A 26,005-nucleotide genomic window follows, 5' to 3' on the forward strand; every position below is an offset into this window, starting at 1 on the left:
CCGCCGATGCACCTGCCGCCTCCCGACCCCGCCCTCAGCCCCCGCACCGGCTTCACCCGCGCCCACTGGGAGGCCGCCGCCGACGCGCTGCTGGCCGCGGTGGAGCCGTACGCCACCGAGGACCGCGCCCTCTACCACTTCCCCGGCGACCGGCAGAGCTGGGCGGGCCGCCTCTCCGACGGACTGGAGGGGTACGCACGGACCCTGCTTCTCGCCGCGTTCCGCCGCGACGAGACAGCCCTGGAGCGGTACGCCGACGGACTCACGGCCGGCGTCTCGGGCGTCTGGCCCCGGATCGAGGACCGCAGCCAGCCGCTCGTCGAGGCCGCGTCCGTCGCCCTCGCGCTGCGGCTGACCCGCCCCCTCCTGTGGGACCGCCTCGACGACACCGTGCGGCAGCGCGCCGCGCACTGGCTCGGCGACGCGCTGACCGCCGAACCCTGGCCCTGCAACTGGGAGTTGTTCCCCGTCACGGTCGGCGGCTTCCTCCAGGAGATCGGCCACGAGAGCGAGGCGGCCGGCAAGGCGGTCGACCGCGGGCTGGAACGGATCGAGCAGTGGTACGTCGGCGGCGGCTGGTACACGGACGGCGACGGCCGGAAGTACGACTACTACAACGGCTGGGCCATGCACCTGTATCCGGTGCTGCACGCCTGGCTCGCCGACGACAGTCGACTGCTGGCGGTATACGGAAGCCGGCTCGAGACCCACCTCGCCGACTACGCGCGGCTGTTCGGCGGCGACGGCGCCCCGATGCACCAGGGCCGCTCCCTCACCTACCGCTTCGCGACCACCGCCCCGCTGTGGCTGGGCGCCCTCACCGGCCGCACCCCGCTGTCGCCCGGCGAGACCCGCCGACTGGCCTCGGGCGCCCTGAAGTACTTCCTGGAGCGGGACGCCGTGGACGAGCGCGGGCTGCTCACCCTCGGCTGGCACGGCCCCGACCCCGCCGTCCTCCAGGGCTACTCGGGCCCCGCCTCCCCCTACTGGGCGAGCAAGGGGTTCCTCGGCCTGCTGCTCCCGCCGGACCACGAGGTGTGGACGGCCGGGGAGGAGCCGGGCCCGGCGGAGCGCGAGGACGCGGTGACCCCGGTCGCCGCGCCCAACTGGCTGCTCCAGTCGACACGGGCGGACGGCGTGGTCCGGCTGCACAACCACGGCAGCGAGGACGTCCGCTACGACCCGTACTACACCCGGCTGGCGTACTCCACGGTGACGGCGCCCTCCCCCTCGTACGACAACAGTGTGATGGTCGGGGGAGACCCGGGGCGTACGGGTATCGAGCCGCTGGGCGCCGGCGACGGGTGGGTGGCCTCCCGGCACACCGCGGGCGGCGGGGCACGGGTGACGAGCGTGCTGCTGGCGCGCGGGGCGACGGAGGTGCGGGCCCATCTCGTGACGGGGGCGGCGCCGGGCACGCCGGTCCGGGTCACCGGATGGCACGCGGGGGACGGGCTGCGGGCGGACCTCGTCCCGGTCCACGGCCTGGAGGCCTCCGCCGAGGACGCCGCCGCCGACACCGAAGCCCCCGGCGACACCGCGACCCCGGCCGGCACCGACTCCCTCGCAGGTACTACGGGGGCCGGCGGCACCCTCTTCGTCGCGCTCGCCCGGCTCACCGCCGAGCCGGAAACCGTCCCCCTGGAGGAGACGGTTTCCGTGCGGGCGGACGGGCCGGACGGGATCCGGGTCCGCTGGAGCGACGGCCCGGAGGTCCGGGTGACCCTGTCGGGGGACGCCGTACGGGTCAGGGCTTGAGCCGGGCGATCCGCAGGGTCGTCGTGGTCGGCGAGGCCCCGGTCAGCGGCTTGGCGTAGGTCGGGGTCACGGGAGCGTACGCCCAGGTGAGCGTCCCGTCCTTGAGGACCGCGATGTCACCGCTGATCCGGGTGTTCACCACCTTGTCCGCGCTCTGGAACTTGCCGGTCCAGTCGATGAGACGCAGATGGGTGCCGGTGAAGGTGCCCGTGCAGGTGCCGGAGGCGCACTTGGCGTTCTTCAGGGACTCCCAGGACACCAGGAGCCGGTCCTTGCCGTACGGGGCGACATGGACGTTGACGTTCTCGGTGCCGGCCGCGCTGGTGAGGTAGACCGCCTTGCCGGGACCGGAGTTGCGGTTCTTCATGAAGGCCACGGCGACCTGGTGGGTGCTGGTCTTCGGCTTGACCGTCCAGCCCCGCCCGCTGGAGTCGTCCGGGTTCTTCTTCGCGGAGGCCGCCCCGCGCGAGGCGAACGCCGTGACGTACCGGCCGGTGGAGGACTTCACCAGATCACCCGTACGGCCCGGGAACGTGCCGCCGCAGTAGCCCGCCCAGCACTGCTCGCGCTGCACGACCGGGGCGACGTCCGGTGCGCCGATCTTCGTGGAGACGAACAGGCCCGAACGCCAGTCGTCGAAGCACAGGGAGGTGAACGCGCCGGTGGTCTCGGCGTGCAGCGCGATGCCCTCGTTGTGGCTGCACCCCCAGCCCCAGCCGCCGCCGAGCTTGGCGCCCTTGGCGCTGATGTACTGCAGCTTGTCGCCGTAGTGCCCGTCGGCGAAGCCGCCCGCGCCGTGCACGACGAAATAGGCGCCGTACTTGGTGCCGTTCCAGGTGAGCTGGCCGTCCAGCACCGGGGAGGTGTCGTTCGACGCGGTGCCGGTGAGCTTGGTGCGGAAGGTCTGCTTGCCGCCCGTGTACCGGATGATCGCGGCCGCCGTGTCCTTCCACTTGTTGGTGTCGGCGACCCGGGTGAGCAGCGCGAAGCCGTCGTTGTGCGCGACCAGGCCGCCGACCTCCTTGGCCCCCTTGACGACCGTGTCCGCGCCCGAGCGCTTCCCGGCGGCGGTCAGCGGGGTGACGTGGATGCCGTCCGCGGCGGGCCAGGCCACCCGCAGCGTCCCGTTCGGGGCCACCGCGGTCGTCGTCCGCGTCCACTCCCGCGTGTTGTTGTAACCGGCCGACAAGTAGGGGAACTTGGCGGTGAGGGCCACGGCGGTGGTGGTGGGAGCGAGGTTCGGGGCGGTGGCGGGCGCGGCCCCGGCGGTGGCGTACCACGCGCCGGCGAGCACCCCGGCGGCCGCCAGGGCGCCGATCGCGGGCTTGCGGGCCGCGCGGATGCGGCGGTGGCGCGTTGTGCGTCGAGCAGTTGTCATGGCCTGTTGTTGCCACCGGGGCGGAAAAGGGTTGCCGGGGCGGAAGAGAATTCCTGCGCCTGCCGCACCGGGTCCTTCGGGCGCACCGCGAGAGGCTCCCGCGGAGGCGTAATCGCGTTGCCGCGAGGCAGGCCCTGCACCACAATCCCCGCATGACTTCTGCCATCCGCCATGTGACGATCGACTGTTCCGACGCCTACGCCGTGGCCTCCTTCTGGTCCGAGGTGCTCGGTCTTCCCGTCCACGAGGACGACAAGCCCGGCGCCGAGGAGGTGTTGATCGAGGGCGCGGGACTGCTCTTCGTCACCGTGCCGGAGGCCAAGACGATCAAGAACCGTGTGCACCTCGACCTGGAGCCGCAGGACCGCACCCGGGACGAGGAGGTCGAGCGGCTGCTCGCCCTCGGCGCCACGCTGGTCGCCGACCGGCGCAGGCCCGACGGCACCGGGTGGGCCCTGCTCGCGGACCCGGAGGGCAACGAGTTCTGCGTGGAGCGCAGCCGGTCGGAGCGGGCGGCCCCCGCGGCGGGCTGACCGTCGGCCACGGTTCGGCCGGAGCCGAACCATCAGGCCCCTAACCTGCCCGTATGACCCCCTTCGCCGCACTCCATCGCGCCGACTCCCCGCTCCTGCTGCCCAACGCCTGGGACCACGCCTCCGCGCGGGCCCTGGCTGGACTGGGCTTCCCGGCGATCGGCACGACGAGTCTGGCCGTCGCCGCGGCCGCCGGTCTGCCCGACGGGGAGTCGGCGACCCGTGACGAGACCCTCCGCCTCGCCCTCGTCCTCGGCTCGCAGCCGTTCCTCCTCTCCGTGGACGCGGAGGGCGGTTTCGGCGAAGACCCGGACGAGGTGGGGGAGTTCGCCCGCCGCCTCGCCGCCGTGGGAGCGGTCGGCATCAACCTGGAGGACGCCCTCGGACCCGCCGGCCGGCACGCGGCGAAGATCGCCGCGGTCAAGCGGGCCGCGCCCGGTCTCTTCGTCAACGCCCGTACGGACACCTACTGGTTGGGCCAGGACGAGAAGGAGGCGGGTGAAGACGAGAAGTGGCGCGAGACCCTCTCCCGTCTCGACACCTACCAACAGGCGGGCGCCGACGGCGTGTTCGTCCCCGGGCTGACCGATCCGGCGCGGATCGCCGCACTCGTCGCCCGCCTCGACACCCCCCTCAACCTCCTCTTCTCCCCGGCCGGCCCGACCGTCCCGCAGCTAGCCGGACTCGGGGTGCGCCGGGTCAGCCTGGGTTCGCTGCTGTACCGGCGGGCACTCGGCGCCGCGCTGGAGGCGATGACCGGGATCCGTGACGGCCGTGCGCCCGAGGGGAGGACACCGTCGTACGGCGATGTCCAGGCCCTCGCCACCCCGGACCCATCGGCCTGAGCCCCTGGGGTCAGGCCGCCCCGTCGGCCTCCCTGGGCCAGTGCGTCAGCGCGGTGTGCAGCGCGTCGATCGCCTTCTCCCACGACCGCTGGACGTCCCGGGGCGCGCCGAACGATCCGCCGGCCTCCAGGGCGCAGTAGCCGTGGAAGGTGCTGCGCAACAGGCGGACGGCATCGGTGAGGTCGGGTTCGGCGAGGCCGTAGGCGCGGAGCATGCCATGGGTGATCTCGGCGGTGCGGCGCATCGCGGCGGAGTCGACCGCGGTGCCCTGGTCGATACGGATCTGCGCGGCCGCGTACCGTCCGGGGTGCTGGAGGGCGTACTCCCGGTAGGCCCCGGCGAACGCGGCGAGCGCGTCCTTGCCGGCGAGCCCGGCGACGGCCGGTGCGATCCGGTCGATCATCTCGCCGCCGACGAACAGCGCGAGCCGGGTCCGCAGGTCCTTGAGGTTCTTGACGTGGGAGTACAGGCTCGCGTCCTTGACGCCGAAGCGCCGGGCCAGCGCCGAGAGGGTGACGCCGTCGGGCCCGGCCTCGTCGGCCAGTTCGGCGGCGGCCGCGACCAGTCGGTCGGCGGTGAGGCCGGCTCGGGGCATGGGGACCGCCTTGGGTGTTCGGGCCTGGACAGTTCGGGAGCGATCCTAGAGGGGACCGGCCCGCTTTCCCCGGAGGCCGTCGACTCCCTGATCAACCACCCTTTTCCGTGGGCGAGTTGACTCCCGACCGGTATGAGACGACACTCTCACGCCATGGATGCGGGTAACCGATCGGGCGATGTCGAACTCACCGATCCCAAGGCCATGCGGGCGCTCGCGCACCCGGTGCGGCTGGCCGTGCTGGAACGGCTCCAGCGGTACGGGCCCGCCACGGCCACGCAGCTCTCCCCGCACGTCGGTGCGACGCCGTCCGTGACGAGCTGGCATCTGCGCCATCTCGCCGGCTTCGGGCTGGTCCGCGACGCCGAGGCCGGGACGGACCGGCGGGAGCGGCGCTGGGAGTCGGTGGGCCGGGGCTTCCGGTTCCGGGCGCCGGAGGACGCGGAGGGGCGCTCGGCCGCGCGGGTCCTGGTCGCGGAGATGTTCGCGCGGACCGCCGGACTGCCGGTGCGCTGGCTCACCGAGACCGAACCGGACCTGGAGCCGGAGTGGGTGGCCCGGGCCGGCGGGCTGAACAGCCGGATCGTCGTCACCGCCGAGGAACTGGCCGGGCTCCAGGAGGCCGTCGAGGAACTTCTCGCGCCGTATCTCGCCCGCAAGGGGGAGCCGTGGCCGCCCGGCAGCCGGGGCGTGCGCGTCCTCACGTACACACTTCCCGAGGGCGCCGCGGAGTGAGGGCGGGCCCGGGCTCGTTGTGGCGTGACGGCCGGTTCCTGCGGTTCTGGGCCGGGCAGACCGTCTCCCAGTGCGGCGACCGGGTCTCCGACCTCGCGCTGCCGCTGGTCGCGGTCGGGACCCTGCACGCCTCCGCCGCCGAGGTGGCATGGCTGACGGCACTCGTCTGGGTGCCGAACCTGTTCGGGCTGTTCCTCGGCGCCTGGGTCGACCGGCGCCCCGGCAAGCGCCGGCTCATGATCGGCACCGATCTGGTGCGCGCCGCCCTGCTGCTCACCCTGCCGGTCGCGGCGCTCCTGGGCGAGCTCACCCTGGCCCAGCTCTACGCGGTGGCGGCGCTGAGCGGGGCGGCGGCGGTGGTGTTCGGGTCGGCGTACCAGAGCTTCTTCGCCCACCTCGTGCCGCAGTCGTCGTACCTCGACGCCAACAGCAAGCTCGCCGCGAGCCGTTCGGTGTCCTTCGTGGCCGGTCCGGCCCTGGGCGGCGGCCTGGTCCAGCTGCTGACCGCGCCGGTCGCCGTCGCGGCCGACTGTCTGTCCTTCCTGGCGTCGGCGCTGCTGCTGCGCCCGGTCCGCGTCGACGAACCGGAGCCCGTCGGCCCCGACGGGCCGTCCCTGCCGCGGCTCGCCGGGGAAGGGCTCGCCTTCGTGCTGCGTCAGCCGGTGCTGCGGGCGAGCCTCGGCTGCTCGGCGACCGTCAACTTCTTCACCTTCCTGACCGGCACCGGGCTGCTGGTGCTGTTCGCCGACCGGGAACTCGGGCTGTCCCCGGCGGCGACCGGGCTGGCGTTCGGGGCGGGGGCGCTCGGGGCGCTCCTCGGGGCGGTGACCGCACCCGCGCTGTCCCGGCGGATCGGCCTCGGCCGCAGCATCGCGGTGGGCGCCGTCGTGTTCCCGGCGCCCCTCGCGCTGCTCTGGGCCGCCCAGGGGCCGTTCCTCGCCCGGGCCGCGGTGCTGGCGGCCGCCTGGTTCCTCTCCTGCTTCGGCGTCATGATCTTCGACGTCAACCTCAACTCGCTGGACACGGCGGTGACTCCGGACGGCCTCCGGGGCCGGGTGATCGGCGCGTACAGCACGGTCAACTACGGGGTACGGCCCCTGGGCGCCCTGGTCGGCGGCGGACTCGCCACCGCCGTGGGCCTGCGCGCGGCCTTCACCGTGGCCGCCGTGGGCGGCGCGCTGTCGGTGCTGTGGCTGCTGCGCTCACCGATCCCGGCCATCCGCGACCTGGACGACATCCCCCGGCCCGAACGGCCCGTCGAGGCCCCGGAGCCCGCGCCGGTCACGCGTGCGGATTGAGGCCGTTCGACAGGCCGGTGTACGCCGGCTTCGCCGTGTAGCCCTCGTTGTACGGCAGTGCCGCCCCGTAGCCGCTGAACGTGCCCGGCACCCACGAGTACTTGTCGGTGACGCCCCACAGGGTGACCCCGGCGCACCGGGCCACACCGAGGCAGTTCTCGCTCGCCTTCTTGTAGTCGGCGGACTGCTGGGCGAGTTCGGCGGCGGAGGCGGGCAGCGGGATACGGATGTCGAGCTCGGTGACCGACACCTCCAGGCCGAGGTCGGAGAACCGCTTCAGGTTCGCCTTCATCGACGCGGGCACCTTGCCCACCTCGAAGTGCGACTGGAAGCCGATGCCGTGCAACGGCACGCCCTGTGCGCGGAGTTGCTTCGCCAGCGCGTACAGGGCATCGCTCTTGGCGCCCGCCGCCTCGATGTTGTAGTCGTTGATGTACAGCTTCGCGGCGGGATCGGCGGCGTGCGCCCACTTCAGCGCGTTGGCGATGTATCCGGTGCCCAGCTTGTTCTGCCACAGCGAACCGCGCATCGAACCGTCCTCGTTGAACGCCTCGTTGACCACGTCCCAGGCGTACACCTTGCCCTTGTAGCGGCCGACCTCGGTGTCGATGTGGCTCTTGAGGAGAGAGTTCAGCTCGGTCGCGGAGAAGGTGCCGTTCTTCAGCCAGGACGGCAACTGCGCGTACCAGACGAGTGTGTGACCCCGCACCCCTTGGTGGTGCGCCGCGGCGTGCGCCACCAGCCGGTCCGCGGCGGCCCAGTTGAAGCTGCCCCGGCTCGGTTCGACCGCGTCCCACTTCATCGCGTTCTCCGCCGTCACCGAGTTGAACTCCCGGTCCAGGACGGTGGTGTACGAGGTGTCGGAGGTCAGCGGGGCGTCGCCGACCGCCGCGCCGATCCGCACCCCGCGCCCGTCGGCGTATCCGCGCAGGGTGGTGGCGGCCGAGGCCTCGGGCGTCAGATGCGGCAGCGCGACGGCGGTGGCGGCGACGAGCGCGCCCACGACGGCGAGCGGGACGGGACGCAGGAGGCGGCGCCGGCGGCGGTGGTTCACCGGGGTGTGGGGCACGATGGCTCCTCGGGGTGGGGCGTGGCGATGTGGGTGCTTCCCCTCCAGGTCGCCGCCGACGGCCCTAAGGTTGCCGGAGGGTACGGCAGGGGGAGGGGGGGACGGTTGGCGTACCGGGCGCGCGGCGGCCGCACGGGGCGGACCGCCCCCGAGAGCCGCGAGCAACCCCTGTGGCGGCAGCGGGACTTCGGGGTCTTCTGGGCCGCGCAGACCCTGTCCTTCCTCGGTGACTCCTTCGCGCTCGTCGCCCTGCCCCTGCTCGTCCTGCAGGCCACCGGCTCGCTCGCCCGGATGGGCCTGCTCACGGCGGTCGGCGGTGCCGCCTCGGTCGTCGCCGCCGTGTTCGCCGGGGCGGTGGTGGACCGGGTCGACCGGCGGCGCCTCCTCATCGGCTGCGACCTGGTGCGGATGGCGCTCTACGCGCTGATCCCGCTGGCGTGGCTCGCCGGACCGCAGGTCTGGCTGCTCTACACCGTGCTGCCGCTGTGCGAGGCCGTGGGCATGCTGTTCGCGGTCGGCTACGTCACCGTGGTCCGCGGCCTGGTCGGCACCGCGCAGCTCACGGAGGCCAACGGCCGCCTCAACGCGACCGCCGCCACGGCCGGCGTCCTGGGCCCGCTGTGCGCCGGTGTCCTCGCGGGCTGGGCGGGACCGGCCGCCGCGATCGGCGTCGACGCGGCCAGCTTCGGCGTCTCGGCCGCCTGTCTGGCCGTCGTACGGATCCGGCGGCGGCCGGCGGACGAGGAACCGGCCGAACGGGCCGGGCTGTGGCGGGACCTGCGGACCGGGGTGGCGTTCCTGTACGGCCATCCGGTGCTGCGTGCGCTGACCGCCCTCCTCTTCGTCCTCAGCTTCCTCACCCTCGGACTCAACGACCTGCTCGTCTACCACCTCAAGCACGACCTCGGCCATGACGACGGCACCGTCGGCACCGTCCTGGCGGTCGGCGCGCTCGGCACCGTCACCGGGTCCCTGCTGGTGGCGCGGGTGCGCCGCAGGCTGGGCTTCGGCCGGACCTGGACGGCGGCGGTCGCCGTGAGCGGCGCCGCCGTCGCGGGCCTGGGGCGGGCCCGGGACGTGCCCGTCGTCGGCGCCCTCGCCGCCGTCTTCCTGGCCTGCGTCGCCGTCGCCGGCACCTGCTCGATGTCCCTGCGCCAGGAGGTCACCCCCGAACCCCTGCTGGGCCGGGTCACCTCCGCCTTCTGGACCCTCCAGTACGCGGCGGCCCCCGTCGGCGCGGCCGTCCTGACGTGGACGGCGGAACACCACGGCACGGCCCCCGTGGCCCTGGCGGCGGGCGCGGCCTGCGTCCTGCTCGCCGGGGTCGCCCTGCTGACGCCGGTGCGGGGTGCCGGGCGGAGGTGACCGAGGTGACCCAGGCGACCGGGGTGATCGCGGTGACCGGTCACCCCCGCCCGGCGCCGTTCATTGCGTCCTCTTCCGGATGGGCAGCCCCGTCGCGGGGAGCAGCGCCAGCGCGAGCAGCGCGGCGGCCACCAGACAGGCGGTGCGGAAGCCCGCCGGATCCAGGCCCGCCGAGCCCAGCACCACCGACACCAGCGCGGTGCCGGCCGACGCGCTCACCTGGGCGTTGATGCTCAGCGCCGTGGTCGCCGCGGCCAGCCGCTCCTTCGGCAGGTCGCGGCTCGCCGTCGTCATCGTCGGCATCAGCACCATCCCGGCGCCCACCCCCAGCAACACCGTGGCGGCGACCGGCCGCCAGGCGGGCACGTCCGCCGTCCCGAGGGCCAGGCCCGTCAGCGCCATGCCGAGGGCGCCCACCGCGATCCCGGCCCGGATCAGCCGCCGCGGCGACACCTTGTCGACGTTGCGCGCCGCGATCTGCATGGTCGTACCGACCGCGAGCCCGACCGGCACCCCCAGCAGCCCCGTGGCCGTCGGGCTCCAGCCGCGCACCTGCTGCCAGTACACCGGCCCGAGCAGCATCGACCCGAAGTAGCCGCAGCTGAACAACGCCAGGGTGGCGATGCTCACGCCGAACGTGCGGTCCGTCAGCAGCCGCAGATCCAGCAGCGGGTGCCGTACCGACAGCGCCCGCCCCACGAATCCGGCGATCAGGGCCGCTCCGGCCAGCGCGGGCACCAGCGCGGCCGGTGCGGCGAACTCGCCCCGCTCGCCGCCGCGCGCCAGTCCGAACAGCAGCAGCGCGAGCCCCGGGGACAGCATCAGCAGACCGGGCACGTCGAGCCGGGGCGCGGGCGCCGTGCCACGGGGCGGGTCCGGGCGCAGCAGCTTCGCCGCGAGCACCGACGCCACCACTCCGACGGGCAGGTTGACCAGGAAGATCCAGCGCCAGGACAGCGCGTCGAGCAGCCAGCCGCCGAGCACCGGCCCGGCCACCGGGCCGACCAGGACCGGCAGTCCGAGCAGGGCCATCGTGCGGCCGTACCGCTCCCGGTCGGCGGCCCCCATCGCCATCGCCATGCCGACGGGCATCAACAGGCCGCCGCCGAGCCCCTGCAGCGCCCGGAACACGATCAGGCTCACGATGTCCCAGGCACAGGCCGCGAGCAGCGACCCGAGGGTGAACAGGACGAGCGCGACGAGATACGTGCGCCGGGTGCCGAGGCGTGCCATCGCCCAGGCGGCGGTCGGCACGACGGCGGCCAGTGCCAGCGTGTACGCGGTGACCGTCCACTGGGCCGTCTCCAGCGGGGCGCGGAACGCCTCCGACAGGCTGCGCAGCGCGACGTTGACGATCGTGACGTCCAGCACCGACATCACCGAGCCGATGACGACGACGAGGAGCGTGCGGTTCAGGACGGCGGCGTCGGTTCCCGGCGCCGTCTCCACGGCCCGTACCGTGGTCATGGCGGGCGCCCTCAGCCCTGGTAGGGGTGGACTCGGCGGGCCGCCCGCAAGGCCCGTCCCCACCAGGCGAGTTGGCCGAGCATGCCCTTGGCTGCGCCCTCGCACACGGCGGCGTCCCGGGGGCGGCCGTCCTCACCGAGCCCGGACCACGGACCGTGCAGACTGACCGCGTCGCGCATGGTCGTGGCGTGCAACTCCGCGAAGACCAGACGGAGTTGTTCCACCGCACGCACCCCGCCGGCGAGTCCGCCGTACGACACGAAACCGACCGGCTTGGCCTGCCACTGTGCGTGGTGCCAGTCGATGAAGTTCTTCAGCGAGGCCGGGAAGCTGTGGTTGTACTCGGGCGTGACGACCACGAACGCGTCGGCGGCGGCCAGGCGCGGTGACACGTCCGCGAGGGCGGCCACGGCCGCGGTGCTCGGCGCCGTCCCCCAGCCCGGCATGACCAGGGGCAGGTCGATGTCCGCGAGGTCGATAACGAACAGGTCCAGGCCGTCGTGGGCGGCCGCGGCGCCGAGGAACCACTCGGCCACCCCACGGCCCTGACGGCCCTCGCGGACACTGCCGACGACGACGGCGACCCGTAAGGGCGTCTCCTCCTGGGCGGCGGCAGCGGCGGCGGTGTTGACGGGCATGGGTGTCCCCCTTGTTCTCCCTGCGCCCCCTCAGGGGCGGGACGGCCGCTCCGTACGGCCTCACACCCGAGAAACTACAACGGCCGTTGTAGAAATTACAACGCTCGTTGTTATTCGCCGACGCGTACGTGAGGATGGGGGCAGGCGAGGACGGGAGGAGACGCGGTGGGCGGTACCAACGACGCGTGGATGGATGCGGCGCGACGGGACTACTCGCCCCGGAAGCTGGAGAAGTGGGTCGCCATGGCGGGCGCGGCCTGCACGGTCTTCGGGCGGGAGGGGTACGCGCGCGCCTCGGTCGACGCGCTCGCCGCCGAGGCCGGGGTGTCGACGCGCACCCTCTACAACCACTTCCCCGGCGGCAAGGCACAGCTCTTCCGCACGGTCGTCACCTGGACGTCCGGCGAGGTCAAGGACGCCCAGATCGCCCGGCTGCACGCCGTGCTGGCCCCCGGACGACCGCCCCGCCCGCAGGACCTGGAACGCGATCTCGTCGCGCTCGCCCGGAGCTTCGTCGGTCTCATGGACGACTACCCGAGCCACTTCGCGCTGGTCCGGCACATCCACGCCGAGGCCGACCATGTGCCGCCCGAGGTGCTCCAGGCCTGGCGGGACGCCGGCCCGGGCCCGGCCGGCGAGGCCCTCGCCGGGGCGTTCGAGACTCTGGCCGAGGCCGGTCTGCTCGACCTGCGCGGCGACGCCCCCCTCGCCGCCGCGCACTTCATGGCCCTGATCTCGCACACCCTCACCCAGCGGTCCCACTACGGGGTGCTGCCCGTGCCCCAGGAGGAGACGGAACGCCTGGTCGTCGGGGGCGTCGCGGCGTTCGTCCGGGCGTACCGGATGCCGTGAGGCGCTGCGTCAGCCGTTCACCCCGGTGTACTTCCCCAGGCTCCACCGCCACAGCAGCCGGGAGCCCAGATACGCCAGGACACCCAGCAGGGGGGAGGCCGCGGCCAGCCAGTAGGGGACGCCGGTGCCATGGCCGTGGCCGGTGAGGACGGCGGCCGGGAAGTAGGCGACGAACGCGAGCGGAAGGCCGTACGTCAGCAGACCGCCGACCGCCCGGGGCAGCACGTTCAGCGGGTAGCTGCCGAAAGTGCCGAGGAGTTCCTCCAGCCAGCCGCTCCAGTAGTCGGCGGCCGGGAAGCGCAGCGCGGCGCAGGCCACCGCCGTGAACAGCGCCGCCTCCAGCAGCATGCCGCCCACGACCGCGGCGACCAGGTACGAGATCCGGCCCGCCGTCCAGTCCAGCTGACTGCGGCCGAGCGCACCCGCCATCAGACCCGTCGCCACCGTGAGATCGCCGATGGCGTTGGTCGGGAAGTAGGCGAGCTGGACCTGGCGGTGCACCGGCATGGGGCGCAGCAGATAGACGTCGATCTTCCCTTCCTGGATCTGCCGGCCGATGAAGTGCACCCGTCCCAGCAGCAGCACCATCAGACCGTGGGCGAGCATCCGGATCGCCGGGATCAGCAGCACCTCCGAACTGTCCCAGCCGCCCATCCCGGTGAACCGGGACAGCAGCACGGTCGCGAACACGATCACCGACACCTGCCAGATCGCGCCGATCGCGATGTTCAGCAGGAACTCGCTGCGGTACTCCATCGAGGAACGGATGTTGAGCAGCGTGATGCGCCACACGATGCGCAGGGACTTCAGCGACATCTCAGCCTCCCTGCGAGATCACACGTCGTGCGGCCTGCCGCCACACCCACCGGGTGAACAGCGCCAGCACGACCACCCAGCCGGCCTGCACGGCCAACTGGACCACGGCGTCGGACAGGTGGATCCGTCCGATGTAGATCGACAGCGGCACGCTCAGCGTCGCCTGGAACGGCAGGAACCCGCTCAGCGTGAGGAACCAGTCCGGGAAGAACCACAGCGGCGCGTACACCCCGGACAGCAGGTTCTGCGCGAAGATCAGGATCAGCATCGCGGAGTTGTTGCGGATGGTGAAGAAGCACAGCTGGTCCAGGATCAGCATCACGTAGTACAGCACCAGCTGGCCGAGCAGCAGACTCACCGCGAACACCGCGGCCACGGCGGCCGATCCGGGCGGGTCGACCACCCCGGCCGCCAGGCACGCGGTGTACCCGGCCAGCGCCCAGGTGAAGCCGTACAGTTGCTCGCCGAACGCACGCAGGGCGTAGTAGCGCTGCGGCGGCAGCGGGCGCAGATACCAGTAGACGATGGTGCCGTAGTGCATGTGCTGGATCACGCTGTCGCGGCCGGTGTACTGGTCCAACTGCCGGATGCGGGAGGCGAGCACGGCCAGGACGGCGTACGTGACCGCCTGCCCCTCGTCGAGTCCGGCGGTGGTGCCGGTGCGGGAGTACAGGCCGTGCCACAGGGAGGCCACCAGCACCACCTGCACGGTCAGCCGGAGCAGCACGGCCGTCATCCGGGGCGGGGCGTGGAGCTCTCCCAGCGGGGTGACACGGGCGGTACGCCAGGCGGTCACGGTCGCCATCACACCGCCTCCGCGTGGATGTAGGCGGCCCGCATCACGTCCTCAAGATCGGCCTCGTCCAGCGCGATGTCCGTCACCTCGTACCGCTCGATGACCGACTTCAGCGCCTGGTGCACGGTCGGGGCGGCGGACCCGTCCGGACCGAACACCACCCGTGCCCCCTCGCGCCGGACCACCGCGATCCCCGGCAGCGCCCCGACCTCGGCGTGCGGATCGGTGAGCGTGGCCCGCACCTGCCAGGTGGAGCCGAACTTGCGGCGGATCTCGTCGAGGGTGCCGTCCAGCACGAGCCGGCCGTGGTTGACCAGCACCACCCGCTCGGCGAGCCGCTCGACCTCCGTCATGTCGTGCGTGGTCAACAGGACGGTGCGGCCCCGCTGGTCGACCTGGTACCGCAGGAACTCGCGGACCTGCTCCTTGACCACCACGTCCATGCCGATGGTCGGTTCGTCGAGGAACACGACCGGCGGATCGTGCAGCAGCGCCGCCGCCAGATCGCAGCGCACCCGCTGGCCGAGGGAGAGGTGCCGGACCCGGGTGTCCCAGAAGGAGGACAGCGCGAGGAGGTCGTCGAACTCCGCGAGCCGGGCGCTGTGCTCGGCCTGCGGCACCTCGTAGATGTCCCGCAGGATGGAGAAGGACTCGCGCACCGGCAGGTCCCACCACAGCTGGGTGCGCTGTCCGAACACCGCCCCGATGTTGCGGGCGTTGCGCTCACGGTCCTGGTACGGCACCACCCCCGCGACCCGGGCCTCGCCGGAGCTCGGGGTGAGGATGCCGGTGAGCATCTTGATGGTGGTCGACTTGCCGGCGCCGTTCGGGCCGAGCAGGGCGAGGAGTTCGCCCGAGTCCACGTCGAAGGTGATGTCGCTGACCGCGTGTTTGGCCACCCGTTCCGGGTTGACCAGGGACCGCAGGGCGCCGCCGAAGCCGGGGCGGCGGACAGTGGTGTGGAAGGTGCGGGACAGACCGCGCACCTGGATGGTGCCGCTCACTCAGTCAACCTCCAGTGAAGCGCGGCCGGCCGGCGGGAGGCCGGCACGGCCGCGGGAGAGGTCCTTACATTCTCGGAATGTCGATCAAAAGGTCAATCGATTAATCGACTGGGGTCCAGCTGTCCGGAGTCCGGTCATCCGGTGGCCGTGAACACGAACGAGAACTCGGCCGGTGCCGCGCCGAGGACGTACTGCGGCAGCGGACCGGGGCCGCACGACTGGGAGCCGAGGCCGTGCTGGCCGTGGTCGAGGTTGACCCAGACCGTGTCGCCCGGGGTGAGATCGGTGCGGTGCCGGGCGGCGTCCAGCTGCTCGCTCGTCCAGCGGCGGGCCGTGAACCAGAACTCCGGGTCGCCCTCGACACGCAGTCCGCCGAGCTCCGCCCAGCGGACGTCGGCGCGGGCGCCGTTCTCCTGCGGACGGACGTACGGCGTCTGCATACGGTCCACCGTCGACTGCCAACGGCCCAGCGCCGACGCCGTCCTGCTGTCCGGATACGCCTCACCGGGACCGCCGCCGAACCAGGTCACCGCGTCGGCCTCGGCCAGCCCGAAGCGCACGCCGAGCCGGGGCAGGGGCACGGTCCAGTCGCCCTCGGGGGTGACGGAGACGGTCAGCTGCAGGCGATCGCCGTCCGACCGCCAGGTGTATACCGTCGACAGTCCCACCTCGCGGGCCGCCGGCGCCACCCGTGTCCGCACCGTCAGCGCGTCGGCACCGAGTTCCACCGCGTCCAGGCGGTGCCGCATCCGGTGCAGGCCCAGCTCGCGCCAGAGCGTCGTGTAGCGGACGCCGGACTGCCAGGCCGTGCCGTCGTCGTTGTCGGTGGTGGCCCGCCACACGTCCAGGCGCAGACCGGTCACCGTCACCGGGCCGATGGCGCGCAGGGCGCCCGTGCGGGCGTCGAAGACGGCCGGACCCAGGGTGATCGGTCCGCCTTCCGCCACCGGGCCGGCGGTCGCGGCGACCGAGGGGACGGGCCGGGCCGCGGCGGGCAGTTCGCCCCAGGCGACCACATGGCCGGCGGTCGCCCAGGCGGTGTCCTCGGCGAGCACGGCGCGCACCGTCCAGCCGGTCTCCGCGCCGGCCGGCACGTCCGGCGGGGGCTGCGGCAGCTTCACCTCCGCCGACTCGCCCGCCGCGAGCGCGGGCACCGGCAGGCTCCCCGACGCGACGCTCTCGCCGTCGGCCTCGAACGACCAGGTGAAGGCCAGCGCCGACAGGTCGGCGAAGTCCTGCTTGTTGGTGACGCGGACCGTGCCGTCGCCGCAGCCCTCGACGGCGACCGGCTCGATCACCTTCTTGAACTCGGTGAGGCCGGGGGAGGGGGTGCGGTCGGGCAGCAGCAGGCCGTCGCAGACGAAGTTCCCGTCGTGCAGCTCCTCGCCGAAGTCGCCGCCGTAGGCGTAGCCGAGCGTGGAGTGCTCGATGCCGTGGTCGATCCACTCCCAGACGAAGCCGCCCTGGACCCGGTCGTGCGCCTCGAAGATCCGCTGGTAGTCGGCGAGTCCGCCCGGCCCGTTGCCCATGGCGTGGGCGTACTCGCACAGCAGGAAGGGCAGTCCGCGCCGCTTGCCGGTGCCGCCGTCCAGGTCCCGGCCGATCCGGTCGACCTCCTCGTACGAGGCGTACATCCGGGAGTACATGTCGGTGTCGCGGCAGTTCCAGTCGCCCTCGTATTGGACGAGGCGGGAGGTGTCGCGGGCGTGGATCCACTCGGCCATCGCGGTCAGACCGCGGCCGGTGCCGGCCTCGTTGCCGAGGGACCAGATCACCACCGACGGATGGTTCTTGTCGCGCTCGACCATACGCGCGGCGCGGTCCAGGAGGGCCGGGGTCCAGCGGTCGTCGTCGACGGGGTTGTCCCGCCAGTCCTGCTCGACGAAGCCGTGGGTCTCCAGGTCGCACTCGTCGACCACCCACAGCCCGTAGGTGTCGCACAGGTCGAGGAAGGCGGGGTGGGGCGGGTAGTGGGAGGTGCGGACGGCGTTGACGTTGTGCCGCTTCATCAGCAGCACGTCCTCGCGCATGGTCTCCAGGTCCAGGGCGCGGCCCCGCCTGGGGTGCCACTCGTGCCGGTTGACGCCCTTGAAGAGGACCGGCTTCCCGTTGACCTTGATCAGTCCGTCGGCCAGCTCCACCGTCCGGAAGCCGATCCGCAGCGGCACCCGTTCGCCCTCGGTCGCGAGCACGCCGTCGTACAGCCGGGGCGTCTCCGCCGTCCACGGTGCGACGGGGACGGTGACCGGCTCCCCGGTCGCGACATCGATGTCGAGAGCGGGCACGGTCACCCGCCCGTCGACGTCGGAGTCGACCCGCAGGGTGCCCTCGCCCGTGACATGGTCGTAGGAGGCGTGCACGAAGAAGTCGCGCACCGCGCCCGCCGGCCGGTGCAGCAGGGTCACGTCACGGAAGATGCCCGGGAGCCACCACTGGTCCTGGTCCTCGAGGTAGGAGCCGGACGACCACTGGTGGACGCGCACCGCCAGTACATTGTCGGCAGTCTTCAGCAGATCGCCGACCGCGAACTCGTGCGCCAGCCGCGACCCCTTGAACTCGCCGAGCTCGGTCCCGTTCAGCCACACCCGGGCGCAGGACTCGACCCCGTCGAACCGCAGGACCGCGCCGCCGTCCGACAGCCCGGGCCAGTCCGCCGGCAGGTCGAAGACCCGCAGATGGTCGCCGGTCGGGTTCTCGGTCGGGACGCGGGGCGGGTCCACCGGGAACGGGTAGAGATGGTTGGTGTAGATCGGCGCACCGAAGGCGCCCTCGCCCTGGAGGACCCAGTGGCCGGGGACCGAGACCTCGGCCCAGTCCCCGGCGTCGTATCCGTCCGCGGCGAACGAGGCGTCCTCGGCGTCCGCCGTCGGCGACAGACGGAAACGCCAACTACCGTTCAACGAAACCGACTTGGCGTCCGAGGACGCATACCAGGCGCGGGGCGCGAGCGCCCCGTCGCCCGGTGAGACGTCCTCGACGTAGTCGACGGACGCCGTGCTGTCGGTCGTGCCGGTGGTGGTGCCGGTGGTGCGGAAGGACATCGGTCTCCTAGGTCAGCCCTTGATGCCGGTCTGGGCGATCCCCTGCACCAGCCAGCGCTGGAGGAAGAGGAACACGAGCAGCAGGGGCAGGATGGAAATGGCCGTGGCCATGAAGATCAGGTGGTAGTTGACCGTCTGGTTCGTCATGTACGACGACAGCGCGACCTGCACCGTCCAGGCGCTCGGGTCCTGGCCGATGACCAGCGGCCACAGAAAGGAGTTCCATCCGTTGATGAAGGTGATCGTGGCGATCGCGGCGAAGAAGTTCAGCGAGTTCGGTACGACGACGCGCCAGTACGCGCCCCAGTAGCCGAGCCCGTCCACCCGCGCCGCCTCCTCCAGCTCCTTGGGGAACCCCAGGAAGTACTGCCGGAAGAGGAAGCAGGTGAAACCACTGAAGAGGCCCGGGATGATGAGACCTCGGTAACTGTCCACCCAGCCGAGGGACGACACCAGCACGAAACTCGGCACGAAGGTCACGGCCGTCGGCACCATCAGGGTGACCAGCACGGCGTAGAAGACCTTGTTGGCGTGCCGGTAGGGGATGCGGGCGAGGCCGTAGCCGGCCAGCGAGCACACCAGGAGGATGCCCGAGGTGTGCAGGACGGCCACGACCACGGAGTTCCACATGGCGTGCGCGAAGTCGACCGTGGTGTCGTCGAACGGCTCGCTGAGGTTGCCCCACTGGATGTCCGTGGGGAACCACTTCCAGCTCTCGCCCGTGATCTCCTGGTCCGTCATCAGCGCGTTGCGGACGATCAGGTAGAAGGGGATCAGGAAGAGCAGCCCGGCGATGCCGGTCGCGACGTACAGACCGGTGCTGCCGATGACCCCGCCGCCGCGCCTGGCCCTGGCCGGCGTGGTGGCCTTCTTGATGTCGGGTGCCGTGGTGGTCACTTGGACTCCTCACCCCTTCCGAAGCCCATGATCTTTCCTTGCAGCAGCGTGACGACGCAGATCAGCAGGGTCAGCACGACCGCGCCCGCGCTGCCCGCGCCGTAGTTCTGGTTCTCGCCCAGCGCCATCTTGTACAGCTCGACCAGCGGCGGCTGGCCCCACGTGGTCTTGGAGAGCAGGTTGTAGAACTCGTCGAAGGCCTGGTAGGCGGCGATGAGCAGGAGCAGGATCACCGCGGTGGAAGTGGCCCGCAGCTGGGGAAGCGTGATGTACCGGAAGGTCTGCCAGCCCGGCTTGGCGCCGTCGATGGCGGCGGCCTCGTACAGCTCCTGCGGGATGTTCTGCAGCGCCGCGAGGAACAGGATCATGTAGAAGCCGGACTGGAGCCACAGCCGGACGGTCACGATGACCAGCCAGTACCAGGGCGGATCGGGGTTGGCGAGCCAGGCGATGTTCTCGACGCCGAACCAGTCGAGGACGGTGTTGGCCAGGCCGAAGCGGACGCCGTTGAAGATGGACATCTTCCAGATCAGCGCGGCGGCGACATAGCTGCACGCGGTCGGCAGGAAGAACACCGACCGGAAGAACGCCCGCATGAACCGCAGCCGGTTGACCAGCAGTGCCAGGCCCAGCGAGAGCCCCCAGGTGGCGGGCACGATGAACGCGGCGAACACGGTGAAGGTGACGAGGGAGTTGCGGAAGTCGGTGTCGGTCAGGATCTGCTTGTAGTTGGCGAAACCGACGAACTCGCTCGGGGTGACCGTGAAGCGTGCCTCGAAGAAGCTGAGGTACATGCTCCAGACGATCGGCACGAAGACGAAGATCACCAGGCCGATGAGGAACGGCCCGGTGAAGAGCCAGAAGTTGAAGGTGCTGCTCGCCCGCAGGCCCCGCCGCGGCCGGGTCCTGGGGACCTCGGCCGGGGCGGGCTGGGCGACCTGCTGTGGGGTGGCGGTCGACATGGCGTGATCCGTCCGGCGGGCTCAGCCGAACAGCTTCGTCAGCTCGGCGTCGACCTTCTTCTCGGCGGCGGCGAGCTGGGCCTTCGGGTCGGCGTCCTTACGGACGGAGTTGGCCATCACGTCGTTGATCGCGGAGATCATCGCCTGGGTCCAGCCGATGTTGTCGAAGTGGCCGAACTCGTTGAAGAGCTTCACACCCTCGGCCGGGAGACCGGACTTCAGCTTGGTCGCGGACTGGGCGAGGGAGGTGCGCGGCGGGATGTGGAAGCCGTAGGAGGTGGCGAAGTCCTCCTGGTACTTCTTCTGCTCGATCCACAGCCACTTGACGTATTCCTTGGCCGCGTCGACGTTGTCGCCCTTGGCGTTGACGAACATCGACCAACCACCGTTGGTGACCGACTGCCTGCCCGCCGAACCGACCTTCGGGAAGGGGAAGATGCCGATGTCGTCGCCGAGCGCCTTCTGCATGGTCGGCATGGCCCACATACCGCACCACTGGATCGCGGTCAGGCCCTGGGTGAAGGCCGACGGGTCCCACCAGTCGGCGGGGGCGTCGAGGAGCAGGTTGCCGCTGGTGAACAGGGAGCGCAGCTGCTTGAGACCCTCGGCGACCGCGTCGGTGTTGAAGGCCACCTTGTGGTCCTCGGTGAGGGTGTCGGCGCCGGCCGACCAGATCAGCGGGTTCTGCACCGGGGTGATGTCGTTGCCGAGGAAGGCGCCCTTGACCTTGCTGGTCTTGAGCTTGGCCGCGGCCTCGATCAGCTCCTCCAGCGTCTGCGGCACCTCGATCTTCGCCTTCTCGAACAGCGAGGGCCGGTAGAAGAAGAACTGCGGGTCGTCGATCATCCGGACGCCGTAGATCTTGCCGTCGACCGTGTGCGACGTGATGTCGGCCGGGTTGAAGTCGTCCTTGACCGGCTCGATGATGTCGGTCAGATCCGCCACCTGACCGCTCTTGACGAGCTGGATCTGCGGGTGGAACTCGAACACGTCGGGCGCGTTCTTGGTGAGCAGGGCGGCGAACAGCTTCTGCTCGAACTGGGAGCCGGTGATCCACTGGGTGGTGACGTTCGCGCCCTTGTAGGCCTTGGCGTACCGCTTGACGGCCTGCTCGACGCCCGCCTCGCCGTACGCGTGGAAGTACTGCACGAGGTTCTTGCCCGAGCCGCTGCTCCCGCCGCGACCGTTGTTGCCACCGCATGCGGCCAGGGATCCGGCCGCGGCCATACCCGCCGCGGCCCGGAACAGGGAACGGCGGGACCAGTTGTTGTTGCTCATTGCCGACATGCTGACGTCCTTGTCTCGAAGTACGGCTACGGCTCGGTGCATCGGCGTCAGGTGGCTCAATTCCTGTCGCGGAGCGGGACGTTAACCTTCGGCTAAGGCTTCGGCAAGGGGTTGGACGAAGTCTGTTCGAAGCGTTGTGATCGGTTCGGGATGACGAACGGACGCCCCCGCGGGCATGCCGGAGGGCGGGGTGCAGGACGGGGTGTAGGACGACCGCGCATGGGTAACGCGGGCGCGGGGAGGGGGGGTGAGGGCCGCCGGTGTCAGGGGCCGGCGGCCCTCGGCTCACGAGGCGGGCGCGGTGCGGCTCCTGGCCGGGGCGGCGCGCTTGGTGCTCCGCTGCCCGACGCGCTGCAGCGCCCCTTCGAGTGCGAACGTCGCGGCTCCGAGGCAGACGGGGTCGGTGGGGATCGCGGAGAGGACGATCCGGCTGGCGGCCAGCGGCCGTTTCAGCGCGTGCCGGGCGACGGCCTCGCGCACCTCCTCCAGCAGGGGTTCGCCGAGCCGGGCCGCGACCCAGCTGCTCAGCACCACCACCTCGGGATTGAGCACATTGACCAGGACGGCGACGGCGGCGCCCAGGTAACGGGCCGTTTCCCGGACGACCTTGACGGCCACCTCGTCCCCCGCGGCGACCCCGGCCGCCAGCGCGTCGATGGTGGCGGTCTGGTCCCCCGGGTGCAACAGGGGGCTCTGCGGGCCGATCTCGCGCAGATTCTGCATGATCCCGAGCGCGCCGACGTACGTCTCCACACAGCCGTGATTGCCGCAGCGGCACAGTCGCCCGTCGAGCACGAGCGTGGTGTGGCCCCACTCGCCCGCGCTGTTGCTGACGCCCCGGTGCAGCCCGCCGCCCAGCACGAGACCGGCGCCCACGCCCGTGCCGAGGTTCACCACGACCGCGTCGCCATGGCCGCGCGCCGCCCCGAACCACAGCTCGGCGACCGCGCTGGCCCGCAGCGGATTGTCCAAGTACAGGGGATACGCGATGTGTTCGGAGAGCAGATCGAGCAACGGCACGTCGTGCCAGTCCCAGTTGGGCGCGTACTCGGCGATGCCGGTGTCGCGGTCCACCTGGCCCGGCACGCTCACCCCGACCCCGAGCACCCGCGCCGCGTCCACCCCGGCCTGCGCGACCACCGAGCCGACGGCCGCCGCGACATGACCGACCACCTGCTCCGGACGGCTCTCGCCGGGGCGCATGTTCTCCTCGGCGCGGGCCAGCACGTTCAGCGCCAGGTCGAACAGCTCGACATGGACGTACGTCTCCGCGATGTCGACACCGATCAACGCGCCCCCCGACGCGTTGACGGCCACGAGGCCCCGGGGGCGGCCGCCCGCCGAGTCCTCGAACCCGACCTCCGTGATCATGCGGAGGTCGAGCAGCTCGCCGACCAGCGTGGCGACCGTGGCGAGGGACAGTCCCGTCGCGGCCGCCAGCTCCTGCCGGGAGGTGGGCGAGGAGGCGATGATCTGGCGCAGCACCTCGTAGCGGTTCGCGGTGCGGATGTCCCGTGATGTGCCGCGCTTCATCGAGCTCCCTTCGCCGCCCCCGGCACCGAGGCCGGTAGCGGCGACGGCACCGGCGCGGCGACAGGCTATGGCGTGCCACGACGTTCGACAAGGGGTTAGGAAAGGGGCTTTATAAAGTCCGGCGCGCCCCGGTGCGCGGGTGGCGCGTTCAGGTCCCCAGGACGTCCCGTACGAAGGCGTTGGTGAACTTCCCGGCGGGGTCCAGCTCCCGGACCAGCGCCGCGAACTCCTCCATCCGGGGATAGCGTTCACGCAGCGCGGGAGCCGGGATCCCGAACACCTTCCCCCAGTGCGGCCGCGGGGAGAACGGCTCCAGAGCGGCCTCCACCTCCCGTACGACCGGCAGCACGGCCGGCGTGTCCGCGATCCAGGTGAAGTGCACGGCGACCGTGTCCCGGCCGTACGCCGGGCTGAGCCACTGGTCGTCCGCGGACACCGTCCGCACCTCGCAGATCTGCAGGACACGGGCGACCGTCTCCCGGATCCCGTCGATCGCATACAGTATTCCGTCGGCTGCCGACCGTGGCAGCAGATACTCGCTCTGCAGCTCCTCCCCGCTGCTCGGCGTGAACTCCGCCCGGAAGTGCGGCAACCGCTCGTGCCACGACCCCGGCACCCCGAGCTGCTCGGTGCAGTTGGCCGCGGGCATCCCCGGCACCGGGTGCAGGGCCTCGGTGGCGGGCGCGGCCCACGGGAACGGGGTCAGCGGCTCGTCGGTGCGCCGCTTCAGCCACACCTGCCGGAAACCGGGAGCATCCCAGTCGGTGAACAGGCTGACGCTGTACGCGGCCCCCGCCACCGTCTCGAAGTCCAGCCCGTCCAGCGGGAGTTCGGTGAACAGGTGCTGCTCCACCCGATAGTCCGGCTCCAGGTCCAGGGTGAGGGCGGTGACCACGCCGAGCGCGCCCAGGGAGGTCACGGCCCCGCCGAAGCGCGCGTCCTCGCGCCCGATCACCACGGTCGAGCCGTCCGCCGTGACGATCTCCACCTCGCGCACCGCCGAGGCGAGGGAGCCGTTGCGCACCCCCGACCCATGGGTGCCGGTGGCCACCGAGCCGGCCACGGAGATATGCGGCAGGGAGGCCATGTTCGGCAGGGCGAGCCCGTGCTCGTGCACCCGCCGGGCCAGGGCCGCGTACCGCACTCCGCCGCCCACCCGCACCGTGCGGGCCGCCGTGTCCACGTCGATCTCGGCCGGCAGCGCGTCCAGCGACAGCAGCACCCCGTCGGCGCCCGGCTCGGCGATCCGGTTGAAGGAATGCCCGCTGCCGAGCACCCGCACCCGGCCGGCGCCCGCCACGAGCGCCCGCAGCCCGTCCACGGACCCGGGCCGGTGCAGCCCGCCGGCGGCGAAGACGATGTTGCCCGCCCAGTTCCGCCACGACCGGCTCCCCGCCGCCGCGCCGCGCTCCGGCCCGTCCTGTCCTGCCCCGTCCTGCCCCGCCCCGTCCGTCACGGTCCCGCCCATACGACTGCCCGCCCTTTCGAGGTGATCGAGAACAAGGAATACCCAGGTCGAACCTACCTTGCCCGCAACACGAGACCCCCCGCCCCCGCCCCCGCGCCGCCGGGGGCATACCGTGAGGAGTCGTACGCCTGAGCCGGGAGGAGAGACGGATGGGCAGCCGTACCGCGCTGGTCGAGGATCTGATGGAGCGGTTTCCGCATGTGCCGCGGGAGGCCGTCTTCAAGGAGGACCTGCTGCGCGGGGGAGTGGCCTTCGACCCCTCCGCCCTCAGCGACAACGAGTCGGGCGAGGTCAAGCCGAAGTCGTACTTCATCTTCTCCTTCGACCACGGCACGCTGCCCGAGCTGGGTGAGGCCGCGCTGCGCCGGCCGCCCGAGGAGATCATCCTGACCGGCGGCCCGTACGACCTGCGGCGCACGGTCGTGTCCGTGCGGGTGAACCCGGCCTCGCCCTACCGGGTGGCGGCCGACGACGCGGGCCTGCTCGGGCTGTACCTCGACGGGAAGCGGATCGCGGACGTCGGCGTGCCGCCGATGCCCGAGTACTACCGGCACACGCTGTCCAACGGGAAGTCCGTGATGGAGGTCGCCCCGACCATCCAGTGGGGCTACCTCATCTATCTGACGGTCTTCCGGGTCTGCCAGTACTTCGGCGCCAAGGAGGAGTGCCAGTACTGCGACATCAACCACAACTGGCGACAGCACAAGGCCGCCGGTCGACCGTATACAGGGGTCAAGGACGTCGAGGAGGTGCTGGAGGCCCTCGAGATCATCGACAAGTACGACACCGCGAAGGCGTCCACCGCCTACACCCTCACCGGCGGCGCCATCACCAAGACGGTCGCCGGGCGCGACGAGGCCGACTTCTACGGCCACTACGCCAAGGCGATCGAGGAGCGCTTCCCGGGCCGCTGGATCGGCAAGGTCGTCGCCCAGGCGCTGCCGCGCGACGACGTGCAGCGCTTCAAGGACTACGGCGTGCAGATCTACCACCCCAACTACGAGGTGTGGGACCGCCGGCTGTTCGAGCTGTACTGCCCCGGCAAGGAGCGCTACGTCGGCCGCGACGAGTGGCACAAGCGGATCCTCGACTCCGCCGAGGTGTTCGGTGCGCGCAACGTCATCCCCAACTTCGTGGCGGGCGTGGAGATGGCCGAGCCGTTCGGCTTCACCACCGTCGACGAGGCGATCGCGTCGACCACCGAGGGGCTGCGCTTCTTCATGTCACAGGGCATCACCCCGCGCTTCACCACGTGGTGCCCGGAGCCGACCACCCCGCTCGGCAAGGCCAACCCGCAGGGCGCGCCGCTGGAGTACCACATCCGTCTGCTGGAGGCCTACCGGTCCACCATGGACGAGTTCGGGCTCTCCTCGCCCCCCGGCTACGGCCCGCCCGGACCGGGGCGCGCGGTGTTCTCCGTGAGTTCCTTCATGGACAGTCTTCCGGCGCAGGAGGAGACGGCCGTATAGTCCCGGCACCGCTGTTGGGCACAGAGGTGAACACAGAGCGGCCCGCGTCCGTACTCTCCGGCGGAGAAGTGGGCGCGGCCGCCTGCCGAGACCCTGTACGGACGTCCTTACATGACATCTGAACAGGGCGCTTGTCAGTTGTGTGAGAAACGTGAAATCCTCGGTGCCTGCCGCGAGGTTCCCCCCAACTCCATTGCCG

At 71.7% G+C, this 26,005-nt stretch carries 22 protein-coding genes; 8 read left to right on the forward strand and 14 right to left on the reverse strand.

From position 1 onward, the window contains the following. The first annotated feature begins 6 nt into the window (after positions 1–6). Positions 7–1,758, forward strand: coding sequence for a DUF2264 domain-containing protein (locus ACYQ8Q_RS35200; RefSeq protein WP_460070685.1), 1,752 nt, complete (start codon positions 7–9; stop codon positions 1,756–1,758). Here the strand turns inward: ACYQ8Q_RS35200 and ACYQ8Q_RS35205 are convergent. After that, the gene (locus ACYQ8Q_RS35205) at positions 1,748–3,136 is read right to left on the reverse strand and encodes a hypothetical protein (protein WP_460070686.1); all 1,389 of its coding nucleotides are present in this window, start codon (positions 3,134–3,136) and stop codon (positions 1,748–1,750) included. The two genes, ACYQ8Q_RS35200 and ACYQ8Q_RS35205, sit on opposite strands and share 11 nt — an antisense overlap. Before the next feature lie 152 nt (positions 3,137–3,288). Between ACYQ8Q_RS35205 and ACYQ8Q_RS35210 the strand changes: the two genes are divergently transcribed. Both ACYQ8Q_RS35210 and ACYQ8Q_RS35215 read left to right on the forward strand, forming a co-directional pair. Further along, positions 3,289–3,669, forward strand: coding sequence for a VOC family protein (locus tag ACYQ8Q_RS35210; protein ID WP_460070687.1), 381 nt, complete (start codon positions 3,289–3,291; stop codon positions 3,667–3,669). Positions 3,670–3,722: 53 nt separating this feature from the next. After that, positions 3,723–4,514, forward strand: a complete 792-nt coding sequence (locus ACYQ8Q_RS35215; RefSeq protein ID WP_460070688.1) for an isocitrate lyase/PEP mutase family protein — start codon at positions 3,723–3,725, stop codon at positions 4,512–4,514. A gap of 10 nt (positions 4,515–4,524) precedes the next feature. On the opposite strand, the gene ACYQ8Q_RS35220 is transcribed toward ACYQ8Q_RS35215, so the two are convergent. Then, positions 4,525–5,109 carry a TetR/AcrR family transcriptional regulator gene (locus tag ACYQ8Q_RS35220; protein ID WP_460070689.1) on the reverse strand — a complete coding sequence of 195 codons (585 nt, stop codon included), beginning with the start codon at positions 5,107–5,109 and terminating at the stop codon, positions 4,525–4,527. A gap of 153 nt (positions 5,110–5,262) precedes the next feature. Between ACYQ8Q_RS35220 and ACYQ8Q_RS35225 the strand changes: the two genes are divergently transcribed. After that, positions 5,263–5,844, forward strand: a complete 582-nt coding sequence (locus ACYQ8Q_RS35225; RefSeq protein ID WP_460070690.1) for an ArsR/SmtB family transcription factor — start codon at positions 5,263–5,265, stop codon at positions 5,842–5,844. Then, the gene (locus tag ACYQ8Q_RS35230) at positions 5,841–7,142 is read left to right on the forward strand and encodes an MFS transporter (RefSeq protein WP_460070691.1); all 1,302 of its coding nucleotides are present in this window, start codon (positions 5,841–5,843) and stop codon (positions 7,140–7,142) included. The genes ACYQ8Q_RS35225 and ACYQ8Q_RS35230 overlap by 4 nt, the downstream gene beginning before the upstream one ends. On the opposite strand, the gene ACYQ8Q_RS35235 is transcribed toward ACYQ8Q_RS35230, so the two are convergent. Continuing rightward, positions 7,126–8,211, reverse strand: a complete 1,086-nt coding sequence (locus ACYQ8Q_RS35235) for an endo-1,4-beta-xylanase (RefSeq protein WP_460070692.1) — start codon at positions 8,209–8,211, stop codon at positions 7,126–7,128. The two genes, ACYQ8Q_RS35230 and ACYQ8Q_RS35235, sit on opposite strands and share 17 nt — an antisense overlap. A gap of 105 nt (positions 8,212–8,316) precedes the next feature. On the opposite strand from ACYQ8Q_RS35235, the gene ACYQ8Q_RS35240 reads away from it, so the two are divergent. Next, the gene (locus ACYQ8Q_RS35240; RefSeq protein ID WP_460070694.1) at positions 8,317–9,576 is read left to right on the forward strand and encodes an MFS transporter; all 1,260 of its coding nucleotides are present in this window, start codon (positions 8,317–8,319) and stop codon (positions 9,574–9,576) included. A gap of 60 nt (positions 9,577–9,636) precedes the next feature. On the opposite strand, the gene ACYQ8Q_RS35245 is transcribed toward ACYQ8Q_RS35240, so the two are convergent. Together ACYQ8Q_RS35245 and ACYQ8Q_RS35250 are read right to left on the reverse strand one after the other, a co-directional pair. Beyond that, positions 9,637–11,043, reverse strand: coding sequence for a DHA2 family efflux MFS transporter permease subunit (locus ACYQ8Q_RS35245; protein WP_460070695.1), 1,407 nt, complete (start codon positions 11,041–11,043; stop codon positions 9,637–9,639). An 11-nt stretch (positions 11,044–11,054) separates the two neighbouring features. Then, the gene (locus ACYQ8Q_RS35250; protein WP_460070696.1) at positions 11,055–11,681 is read right to left on the reverse strand and encodes an NADPH-dependent FMN reductase; all 627 of its coding nucleotides are present in this window, start codon (positions 11,679–11,681) and stop codon (positions 11,055–11,057) included. A gap of 165 nt (positions 11,682–11,846) precedes the next feature. On the opposite strand from ACYQ8Q_RS35250, the gene ACYQ8Q_RS35255 reads away from it, so the two are divergent. Beyond that, complete coding sequence (locus ACYQ8Q_RS35255; RefSeq protein WP_460070698.1) at positions 11,847–12,533, forward strand: TetR/AcrR family transcriptional regulator; 687 nt, start codon at positions 11,847–11,849, stop codon at positions 12,531–12,533. 9 nt (positions 12,534–12,542) lie between these two features. On the opposite strand, the gene ACYQ8Q_RS35260 is transcribed toward ACYQ8Q_RS35255, so the two are convergent. The 9 genes from ACYQ8Q_RS35260 to ACYQ8Q_RS35300 all read right to left on the reverse strand — a co-directional run bounded on the left by ACYQ8Q_RS35260 (position 12,543) and on the right by ACYQ8Q_RS35300 (position 24,337). Further along, positions 12,543–13,349 (reverse strand): ABC transporter permease, encoded by an 807-nt coding sequence (locus ACYQ8Q_RS35260; RefSeq protein ID WP_460070699.1) that lies wholly within the window; start codon positions 13,347–13,349, stop codon positions 12,543–12,545. A gap of 1 nt (position 13,350) precedes the next feature. Then, complete coding sequence (locus tag ACYQ8Q_RS35265) at positions 13,351–14,154, reverse strand: ABC transporter permease (RefSeq protein WP_460070700.1); 804 nt, start codon at positions 14,152–14,154, stop codon at positions 13,351–13,353. Further along, a complete protein-coding gene (locus tag ACYQ8Q_RS35270) occupies positions 14,154–15,149 on the reverse strand; it encodes an ABC transporter ATP-binding protein (protein WP_460070701.1) in 996 nt (331 codons plus the stop codon). Before ACYQ8Q_RS35270 ends, ACYQ8Q_RS35265 begins: the two co-directional genes overlap by 1 nt. A 134-nt stretch (positions 15,150–15,283) precedes the next feature. Then, on the reverse strand, positions 15,284–18,190 hold the full coding sequence (locus tag ACYQ8Q_RS35275) for a glycoside hydrolase family 2 TIM barrel-domain containing protein (RefSeq protein ID WP_460070702.1): 2,907 nt from the start codon (positions 18,188–18,190) through the stop codon (positions 15,284–15,286). A gap of 12 nt (positions 18,191–18,202) precedes the next feature. Further along, the gene (locus tag ACYQ8Q_RS35280; RefSeq protein WP_460070703.1) at positions 18,203–19,087 is read right to left on the reverse strand and encodes a carbohydrate ABC transporter permease; all 885 of its coding nucleotides are present in this window, start codon (positions 19,085–19,087) and stop codon (positions 18,203–18,205) included. Further along, positions 19,084–20,049: a carbohydrate ABC transporter permease gene (locus ACYQ8Q_RS35285; protein ID WP_460070704.1), complete on the reverse strand. Its 966-nt coding sequence runs from the start codon at positions 20,047–20,049 to the stop codon at positions 19,084–19,086. The genes ACYQ8Q_RS35280 and ACYQ8Q_RS35285 overlap by 4 nt, the downstream gene beginning before the upstream one ends. Positions 20,050–20,070: 21 nt before the next feature. Further along, positions 20,071–21,336 carry an ABC transporter substrate-binding protein gene (locus tag ACYQ8Q_RS35290; RefSeq protein ID WP_460070705.1) on the reverse strand — a complete coding sequence of 422 codons (1,266 nt, stop codon included), beginning with the start codon at positions 21,334–21,336 and terminating at the stop codon, positions 20,071–20,073. A 285-nt stretch (positions 21,337–21,621) separates the two neighbouring features. Continuing rightward, positions 21,622–22,869 carry an ROK family protein gene (locus ACYQ8Q_RS35295; RefSeq protein WP_460070706.1) on the reverse strand — a complete coding sequence of 416 codons (1,248 nt, stop codon included), beginning with the start codon at positions 22,867–22,869 and terminating at the stop codon, positions 21,622–21,624. Positions 22,870–23,017: 148 nt separating this feature from the next. Then, positions 23,018–24,337 (reverse strand): FAD-binding protein, encoded by a 1,320-nt coding sequence (locus ACYQ8Q_RS35300; RefSeq protein WP_460070707.1) that lies wholly within the window; start codon positions 24,335–24,337, stop codon positions 23,018–23,020. Positions 24,338–24,486: 149 nt separating this feature from the next. On the opposite strand from ACYQ8Q_RS35300, the gene ACYQ8Q_RS35305 reads away from it, so the two are divergent. Then, positions 24,487–25,806, forward strand: coding sequence for a radical SAM protein (locus ACYQ8Q_RS35305; protein ID WP_460070708.1), 1,320 nt, complete (start codon positions 24,487–24,489; stop codon positions 25,804–25,806). The last annotated feature ends 199 nt before the right edge of the window (positions 25,807–26,005 follow it).

It is taken from the genome of Streptomyces sp. YKOK-I1 (assembly GCF_054660435.1).